Raw genomic sequence first — 7,568 nt, forward strand, 5'->3', positions numbered from 1 at the left:
CCGCCGGCAAGCGGCTGATGCTCAGGTCCACATTCACATAGGTGACTTTCGACCATGGCGCGTTCGGATCCGGCAGATTGCCGACCCGGTCGAACACCTGATAATTCAGTTCGATATTCCTGCCGTTGCCTTGTGCTCTGATGTCATTTTCGGTAAAGGTGAGGACGATCGGATTATTGACCGGATCTTCGACTTGCTCTCTGGTCACTGGATAGTAGGACACCAACTGGTCACCCCAGCGCCCGATAATTCGGTCGAATGTGGCGCAGTTTACGTAGCTCGCCAACAGCTTGACGCCCAGCTTGGCCATTTCGGCATCCACCCCCTTCGACGGGTCCGGATCCAGCGTGTACACGAGACCGGAATTCCCCGGTTCACTGTCGCTGTCATCGCCGCCGGGCCGGGTGAATTTGACCAGCATCAGTATTTCCTGGGATTTCACAGGCTGCTGATGTGGCCGGGTTACTTTGTAAAACGCGTAAGCGTCGCCGTTGGTGATTTGACCTGCCGGGATCTGGAACAGCAGCTGTTTATTGAGGTTGGTGTCATCAATTTCTATCGTTCGAACCGGTAAGAGCGAGTTATCCCAGTGGAAGGCGCACTTTTCTCCAATACTTTGGTTGACCCAAGGATCGACAACAGCTGTCAGGTAACCCGTTCTCACGGCTTCCAGTGAAATACCGCCGTGATACGCCTCTGGTGTTTCCAGATCAGTTGCCATGGGAATTTTTGGAGGAAACAAATCTGCAGCGAGAAGAATGGTCATGGCAAATCTCCTGAGCCCGGGCTGGTCACCGGCGACCAGACGCCGGAGCTATCAGAAGTTATTTCTGCGAAAAGCGCACCTGTAAGATCTGACAGGTGCGGACGTGTTTCCGATGAGTGGTCACGAGCAAGAGCCTGAGAATCAAAAGATCGCAGCCTTCGACGGCTCCTCCAGGGATTACTCGAATCCCAATGTAGGAGCCGCCGAAGGCTGCGATCTTTTGCTTTTGCTTAGAAGTAATACGGGAATTTCAGGCTGAACGAAAAGTCCGGCGCATCATCGGTCATGCCGATCGACAAGTTCGGCACGATCGTCAGATTGTCGGTTGCAGCAATCGTCATGCCGACGTTGAAGTAACCGGCGTTGGCATCACTGGACACCACCGATTCCCAATCGCCGCCGTCCTGTTTCAGCTTGCTTTTGCGTTGCACCAGGTCGGAGACCGAGAACGACATACTCATCTTCTCGTTGAGCGCGAAGGCGATACCGGCACCGATCTGGAAGCTGTCGCCGATGCGCACTTTGCCCGGGTTTTTCTGATTGACCGTAGAGCTGATGTCGTCAAACGACTCCTCGAGGTTGTGGGTGTAGGAAAGGCTGCCGAACAGCACCGCCGGGTCGAACGTCTTGACCAGCGAGATGCCCGGCGTGATCGACCAGACGCCGTTGCCGGTGGGCAGGGTGTCGGGGACGAACAGGTTGGAGTTGGCGTCGGTCTGGCGCAGTTTGATGCCGAACGGGTCTTTGCCGGTCGGCGCCTTGACGCGCAAGGTAACGACGGCGTCCGGGGTGTTGACCGATTCGTCGAGGAACTTGTAGGCGATACCGAAGTTGACGTCGCCAATGGTTGGATCCTTGGTTACGGTTTCTTCTGTTGTTACGCCAGCCGCGCCCTCGTTGCCGCCGCCGGATTGATACGTCGACTCGCGATAGATCACCGGCACGTTCAGGTCGAACTGCCAGCGATTGTCGAAGTTGTAGCGGCCGGTGAGGTCCAGGGTCCAGGTGTCGGCCTTGATCCGGTCGAGGTTGATGTTGCCCAGGAAGATCGAATCCAGCGCAAGGAACCCGTTCAGGATCAACTGACGGGTGTCGTAGCGCGAATAGGTCAGGCCGGTTTCCACGCTGAACTTGCCGCCGCCAAAGAAACCGCTGGCTTCGTCATACAGATTGGAAACGCTCTGTGCCGGTTGTGAATCATCGGCCAGTGATTGACCGTAGGATGCGCCACTGCCCCCGGCAGCGCCTCCCGATGCAGCGGCCGCACCGGTGCCTGTGGCGGCTCCGGCGGCGACGCGATTGCCTTTCATGTCGGACGGCGATTTGGCCAGCCGTTTTGGCGGTGGGGCGGCGGGTGTTTCTTCTACCTGGCGGACCCGTTGTTCAAGTACCGCCAGCGCTTGTTGTTGTTGTTCGTATCGTTGTCTCAGTTCCAGAAGTTCCCGTTTCAGGGCTTCTACATCGGCGTCGGGTGCTGCTTGCAGCATTGCCGCCGGGAGAAGGGTACTCAAACACACTGCAGCACGCAGTGATACTGATCGATACATGAATAAGCCGTCCCTTTAAGCCCAATGATCGAGACTCAGCGTAGTTCAATATCCGATATTGCGTAGGGCCCCGAGTTGGGTCAGGTTGCAATCCAGTGCACCGGCGCTTCTGCCGTTATTGTTAAGTACGACGTTGAGTTGCGTAAGGTTGTTGACCACGTTGGCGCTGCCCAGCAAACGGGTGTTCTGCAGCAGCCCGCCCTGGGCGACCTGTTGCAGCGCCGTGCCTTGGTTGCCGCTGGCCTGAATGGCCATTTGCACGCCACCGCCATTGGCCGAAACCGCGACACTGCCGGCGCCGTTGCTGCCGCTGATGGTCTGCCCGGCGATGAGGGCCTGGCCCTGCGACGGCACCAGTGCCGGGGCCTGACTGGCTTCGCTGACGTTGATCGCGACGTTATTGTTGGCCGTGTTGCCATCGCCGGCGGCGCGTACGCTTTGCGTCACACCCTGGCTGCTATTGAGGCCGGCGCCGCCGATGACAGTGCCGGTGCCGAGGGTAGGGGTGCTGCCGTTGCCCGACTCCTTGATGGTCGAGACATAGAATTCCGGTTTGACGGTTGCAGCCTGGATCTGCATCGAGGTCGCGGCCCCGATCAAGTCGCCGCTGGCGTTGCGCCAGGTGCTGCTCATGACAATGCCGAAGCTGATGATCCGCCCCGGCATGACGTAACGACCGCGCAGCTCGGCGAGCTCCTGGTCCTTGATTTCGATGGGTTTGAATCCGGCATGGGCTAAACCTGACGCACTCGCTGCCAGGCAGGCGGCGGCCAGCCAGTATGAGCTTTTCATCTGCTGCTCCCGGGACATCCAGTCCCATTCTCTAACTCGGCGATTAAAAGAAGTCGCTCTGAATGAACCCGAAATCCATCAATTCCGCATCTTTGACCGGGTTGAAACTGTCCAGCGAGTTCTTCGCCGTCAGCGGCACGGGAGGGCTGCGCAAGGCGTTGGCCTTGTCGTAACCGGGGCCGACGATGGCAAAGACAATGCCGTTCCAACCTTTGACAAAGTCGTCGTGCTTGTAGCGCTTGTGGCCGAGAACCGGGTCACCGATGTAGACCCAATCCTTGTCCGAGCGCTGCAGGACGACGAAATGCTTGTAGCCACGAATGTCCATCAGAACCACCACCGGAATGGTCACCGCTTCGAGTTTCTCGGGCGGGATCCGGTAACCACGGGCACGCATGCCGATGCTTTCTACGTAGCGCTTCATGTCGAGCATGGAGAAACCCTGGGTTCGCACCAGGTCCTGGTCAGCGTTGACCAGCATGCCTTTGATGATGTGCTCCTCATCGACGTCGAGCCAATAGGCCTGGCGCAGGACCGTCGCCAGTGCAGCAGCGCCGCAGCTGAAGTCGGTTTTCTGTTCGACGATGTCGGCAAACTTGCGCTCACGAATGCTTTGCACGTCCTTGTAGACCAGCACGCCACCCGGCAGGGCAGCGACCGGCATCTGGGCCGCCTGAGTCAGGCCGCACAGACAAAGCAGAGCGAGGAGGGCAGGAGTCCGCATGATCGAATACGCCTTGTGGAACCTGGGAAAAAAGCCCCGTTGCCGGGGCTTTCGTTTCGATCGCGATTACATGCAGGCTTTGCAACCTGCGGCGATGGACAGCGAGTTGCTTTGTTGGTTGCCCACACCCGCCGAGACGTTGGCTCCGCCGTTGCCGGAGAAGTTGTTCATCGAGTTGGTCATGTTGGCGTTGTTGACGACTGGAGTTTTCCAGCCATCTTTGGTCAACACTTGTTGGGTGGTGACGCCAGCGAGGCCAAAAGTACCCACGGCTTCGAACTTGGCTTTCTGATCATCGTTGCCGCCATGGCCGCCGCCACGGTTGCCCCAACCGCCGTGGTTGTCGTCTTCGATGGTCGCGGTGCCTTTGGCTTTGAACGCGCCAGCGGCTGCATAAGTACCGGTGAGGGTGTCGGTTTTGTAAGCCTGCACGCCTTTGTTTTCCACGACCAGGCCAGTCGAGGACTGGTTGGCAGAGGCAGCGGCCTGCGCTACACGACCACCGGAAACGGCGATGGCAAGGTTGTTTTTCTGTTGGTTGAAGTTGCCCGAGCTCACGTTGATGCCGATGTTGCCGGAACCATTGTTGCCTGCATTGCTGAGCGTGGCGTTGTTGAAGGTGGACGAGTTTTTCACGTAGTTGTTGTTGTTCACCTGAGTCGCGCTCGAGGCGGCAACAGCATTGCCGAAGATGAAGCTCTCGTCAGCGGTGGCCAGTGCAGCAGCGTTGTCCTGCTGGTTGCCGTCGCCGGCGGCGACGTTGGCGCCCATGTTGCCGTTGGAGCCGTTGAGCGAGTCGCTGGCATTGGCGTTGTTCAGGGTGCCCTGGTTTTTCACCACGTTGCCGTCGCTGTTTTGTGCGTCGAGTACAGCGGCGCCGGCGCCTGCGGTGATCTGCAGCAGTTGTTCAAGATTCGGACCTTGTGGCTGGCCGTGACCGTTGCCATGTCCATTGCCGTGCCCGTTACCATGATCATTGTCACCACGGCCGCCAGCCTGTGCTGCCATTGCCATCACTGCTGCGAGTGCGAAAACCAGTGGTTTGAGAGCCATTGTAGGTTTCATGGTTGTTTCTCCGTCGTGCTTATTAGTTGGTTAAGTGTTGGGACTTTTCTAATTGCACTGCTTTTTGTTTGGGTCAGTCTGCGACCCGGATGCTCAGGGTGTTAGCCATTCGGTTCCCCACCCCGGCACTCTGGTTCACCTGGATTACCCCGCGGCTGCCGGTGAAGGCCTGATCACTTGTCGTGACCTGGCGACTGCCGATCGAGGTACCAGTTGCTCCTGAGCTCGGTAAAAACGCCACGTTCTGTTGTGAAAGGGCGCTGTCGTCAACGCTCTGCGGGCCGGCACTGATGCTGACGCGCGTGACGTTGGCCATTTGGTTGTTGGCACCGGCGCCCTGGTTCACACCGAGGATGCCGTTGCCATTGCTGAAAGAGTTGCCGCCGATATTGGCGCTCGCGTCGATGGCGCGGCTGGCGGGCGTGTCGATGGTTTGCCTGACGTTGGTGGTGGCATGGGCTTCGGTGCCGATGGCAATCGCCTTGGTGTTGGCTTGTTGCATCTGGTCACCGGCAGCCTGGTTGACATTGAAGTTGCCGCGATACTGAACACCGGAATCCTGAATATTGGCCTTGTTCACTGAAGCCGAATCGGCCATGGCGCTGGTGCAGCCGAGCAGGGCGAGAAGCAGCAGGGTGCGATTCATGTCATTGGCCTCCGGCCATGCGAGTCAGAGGCGCCAGCCCGGTGCTCATCGCCCGGTTGACCGTGTTGGAGATCGAGGCGCCAGAACCACCGCCGCTGCCAGTGCGCATACCGGGCAGGCCGTTCTGGTTGGTCAGAGTGTTCATGCCGGGCAGGTTGGAACTGGGCGTGGTCATGTTGCCGCGAATCGATGAGCCGCTGGCGACGCTGGCGAAATCACCGTCAGTCAGTTCGGTACTGCTGAGGGTCTGGTTGATCCGCGCCGAAGGGTTGGCGTTGACCGTGGTTGGATAGGGATCTTTGCCGCCATTGCGACCGATCGCGATGGGTTGAACGTCGCGGTTGAGGACGATCACTCCATTGCCTTCGGCCTGGGCGCTGACACTGATCAATGCGCTGGCGGCTGATCCGATCAGCAGGAGGCAGGTCAGGCTTTTATTGAAATTCCCCACGGCTGCAATTCCTTCTTCAGTGGGCTGGGTTATTCAGCGTTGTGAAGGAGAGAGCGAAAGCTGTGCCGGTTTTGAATTGTCGCGTTATTTCAATGGCTTAGGTGTTTTCCGGGAATGCTCAAAGCGGGTACTGTTTCAGCGCTGAGACACATGCATGGGTGCTTGGACGGTGCTTGACGTCGGAAAGCTCTGGAACAAGGGTTTGCGCCGATGTGTTTCATCGGCGTAACAGGTGACGTGACGGAGTGATGAACAGCGTTTGGACGGGGGCTTTGCGCGGTGAGGAGTGTTTCAAAAACGGACAGTTTCGTCCCAAGGCGGCTCAGCTGGACAGCAAAAGCTCGACCGCCGCAAAGGCTTGCGTCTGGCGCTCGGCCCAATTGCCCTCGATAACTTGCAATGGCTGTTGATGCTCAATCAACCAGGCGCGCGTGGCTTCGAAAAATGCCATGCGATCCGCAAGATCCGGTTGGCAGCGTTGTCCGTCTTCGGCCCAGTCGACCTGTTGCGGCGACAGCAGCAGGTGCAGGTCGTAATGGCGCGTGAGCAATTCGCTTTGCAGCCAGGCCGGGCAGTCGCCGAACAGGGTCTGGCTCCAGAGGATGTTGCTCAGCAGATGGGTGTCGAGAATCAGCAGTTCGGGTTGTTTCGCCCGTGCCTGATCTTCCCATTGCAACTGGCCTCTAGCGATATCAGGAATATCCGCGAGGCAAGTGTCGCGTGGGTTGTCTTCGATGAATCGCCGAACATATTCATCAACGCGCACGCCGCCGAAACGCTGCTCCAGGCCTGTCGCCAGCCAACTCTTGCCGGTGGATTCCGGGCCGGTGAGGACAACGACTTTCATGTGCGCAACGCCGGATCGGCACGCCATTCCCGCCAGCCTTGCACGGCGAGCAGGGTAAACAGCGCATACAGGCCGGCAGTCAGATAGAGGCTTTTATAGATGAACAGGCCGACAAAGATCACATCGAGGACGAACCACAGCGCCCAGCATTGCAGGCGTTTCTGCGCCATCCACAGTTGCGCCACCAGACTGAAACCGGTGAGCGCGGCATCGAGCCACGGCTGTGCGGCGTCGGTCCAGTGCGCCATCGCCGCGCCCAGCAGCAGGCTGCCGATCGCTCCAATGCCAAGGCCGAGCAGAATCGAGCGTGCATCGAGGCGGGTGACTTGGCGACCGTCATGCATCGTCCCGGCGCGGGTCCATTGCCACCAGCCGTAGATCTGCAGTGCGGCGTAGATCACTTGCAGCAACATGTCCGAATACAGCTTCACCTCAAAGAAGATCCAGCTGTAGAGCAACACCATGACCAGCCCGATTGGCCAGCACCACGGATTCTGCTTGACCGTCAGCCACACGGCGATGACACCGAGGGCAGCGGCAAACAGTTCAAGCCCGGACATGGCGGATCCTTGGGGGAGTCGAGAAGGGGGCGAATTGTACTGCATTAGTCAGATCAAAAGCCCCTCACCCTAACCCTCTCCCGGAGGGAAAGGGAACTGACCGCGTTGTTTGGTCGAGGTACGCTGACCTGGAATATCGCGTCGAACGCAGATCATGAAAAGCCCAGTGA

The 7,568-nt window shown here is 58.6% G+C and carries 8 protein-coding genes and 1 pseudogene; all 9 read right to left on the reverse strand.

Going from position 1 to position 7,568, the window contains the following annotated elements:
* Window positions 1-766, reverse strand: a pseudogene (locus D8U61_RS15530) (hypothetical protein); the annotation flags it as partial.
* A gap of 230 nt (window positions 767-996) precedes the next feature.
* Window positions 997-2,313 carry a hypothetical protein gene (locus D8U61_RS15535; protein ID WP_056785917.1) on the reverse strand — a complete coding sequence of 439 codons (1,317 nt, stop codon included), beginning with the start codon at window positions 2,311-2,313 and terminating at the stop codon, window positions 997-999.
* 45 nt (window positions 2,314-2,358) lie between these two features.
* A complete protein-coding gene (locus D8U61_RS15540) occupies window positions 2,359-3,105 on the reverse strand; it encodes a hypothetical protein (protein WP_073474520.1) in 747 nt (248 codons plus the stop codon).
* Between the two features lie 43 nt (window positions 3,106-3,148).
* Window positions 3,149-3,829 carry a C39 family peptidase gene (locus D8U61_RS15545; protein ID WP_024012915.1) on the reverse strand — a complete coding sequence of 227 codons (681 nt, stop codon included), beginning with the start codon at window positions 3,827-3,829 and terminating at the stop codon, window positions 3,149-3,151.
* A 66-nt stretch (window positions 3,830-3,895) separates the two neighbouring features.
* A complete protein-coding gene (locus tag D8U61_RS15550; RefSeq protein WP_024012916.1) occupies window positions 3,896-4,894 on the reverse strand; it encodes a hypothetical protein in 999 nt (332 codons plus the stop codon).
* A 73-nt stretch (window positions 4,895-4,967) separates the two neighbouring features.
* Window positions 4,968-5,540, reverse strand: a complete 573-nt coding sequence (locus tag D8U61_RS15555) for an adhesin (protein WP_130927235.1) — start codon at window positions 5,538-5,540, stop codon at window positions 4,968-4,970.
* Between the two features lies 1 nt (window position 5,541).
* The gene (locus tag D8U61_RS15560) at window positions 5,542-5,991 is read right to left on the reverse strand and encodes a hypothetical protein (protein WP_125916228.1); all 450 of its coding nucleotides are present in this window, start codon (window positions 5,989-5,991) and stop codon (window positions 5,542-5,544) included.
* 322 nt (window positions 5,992-6,313) lie between these two features.
* Window positions 6,314-6,838: an AAA family ATPase gene (locus tag D8U61_RS15565; RefSeq protein WP_130927236.1), complete on the reverse strand. Its 525-nt coding sequence runs from the start codon at window positions 6,836-6,838 to the stop codon at window positions 6,314-6,316.
* Window positions 6,835-7,398 (reverse strand): nicotinamide riboside transporter PnuC, encoded by a 564-nt coding sequence (gene pnuC / locus D8U61_RS15570; protein ID WP_130901508.1) that lies wholly within the window; start codon window positions 7,396-7,398, stop codon window positions 6,835-6,837. Before pnuC ends, D8U61_RS15565 begins: the two co-directional genes overlap by 4 nt.
* Window positions 7,399-7,568: the final 170 nt, after the last annotated feature.

Origin of the sequence: Pseudomonas sp. Sample_14, from assembly GCF_004307515.1 — a bacterium.
Classification (GTDB): Bacteria; Pseudomonadota; Gammaproteobacteria; order Pseudomonadales; family Pseudomonadaceae; genus Aquipseudomonas; species Aquipseudomonas atacamensis.

Excerpts from the sequence above, each read along its gene's own strand:
- D8U61_RS15545 (WP_024012915.1), bottom strand. The coding sequence starts at position 3,829 with ATGCGGACTCCTGCCCTCCTCGCTCTGCTTTGTCTGTGCGGCCTGACT.
- pnuC (WP_130901508.1), bottom strand. The coding sequence starts at position 7,398 with ATGTCCGGGCTTGAACTGTTTGCCGCTGCCCTCGGTGTCATCGCCGTG.
- D8U61_RS15565 (WP_130927236.1), bottom strand. The coding sequence starts at position 6,838 with ATGAAAGTCGTTGTCCTCACCGGCCCGGAATCCACCGGCAAGAGTTGG.
- D8U61_RS15550 (WP_024012916.1), bottom strand. The coding sequence starts at position 4,894 with ATGAAACCTACAATGGCTCTCAAACCACTGGTTTTCGCACTCGCAGCA.
- D8U61_RS15535 (WP_056785917.1), bottom strand. The coding sequence starts at position 2,313 with ATGTATCGATCAGTATCACTGCGTGCTGCAGTGTGTTTGAGTACCCTT.
- D8U61_RS15555 (WP_130927235.1), bottom strand. The coding sequence starts at position 5,540 with ATGAATCGCACCCTGCTGCTTCTCGCCCTGCTCGGCTGCACCAGCGCC.
- D8U61_RS15540 (WP_073474520.1), bottom strand. The coding sequence starts at position 3,105 with ATGAAAAGCTCATACTGGCTGGCCGCCGCCTGCCTGGCAGCGAGTGCG.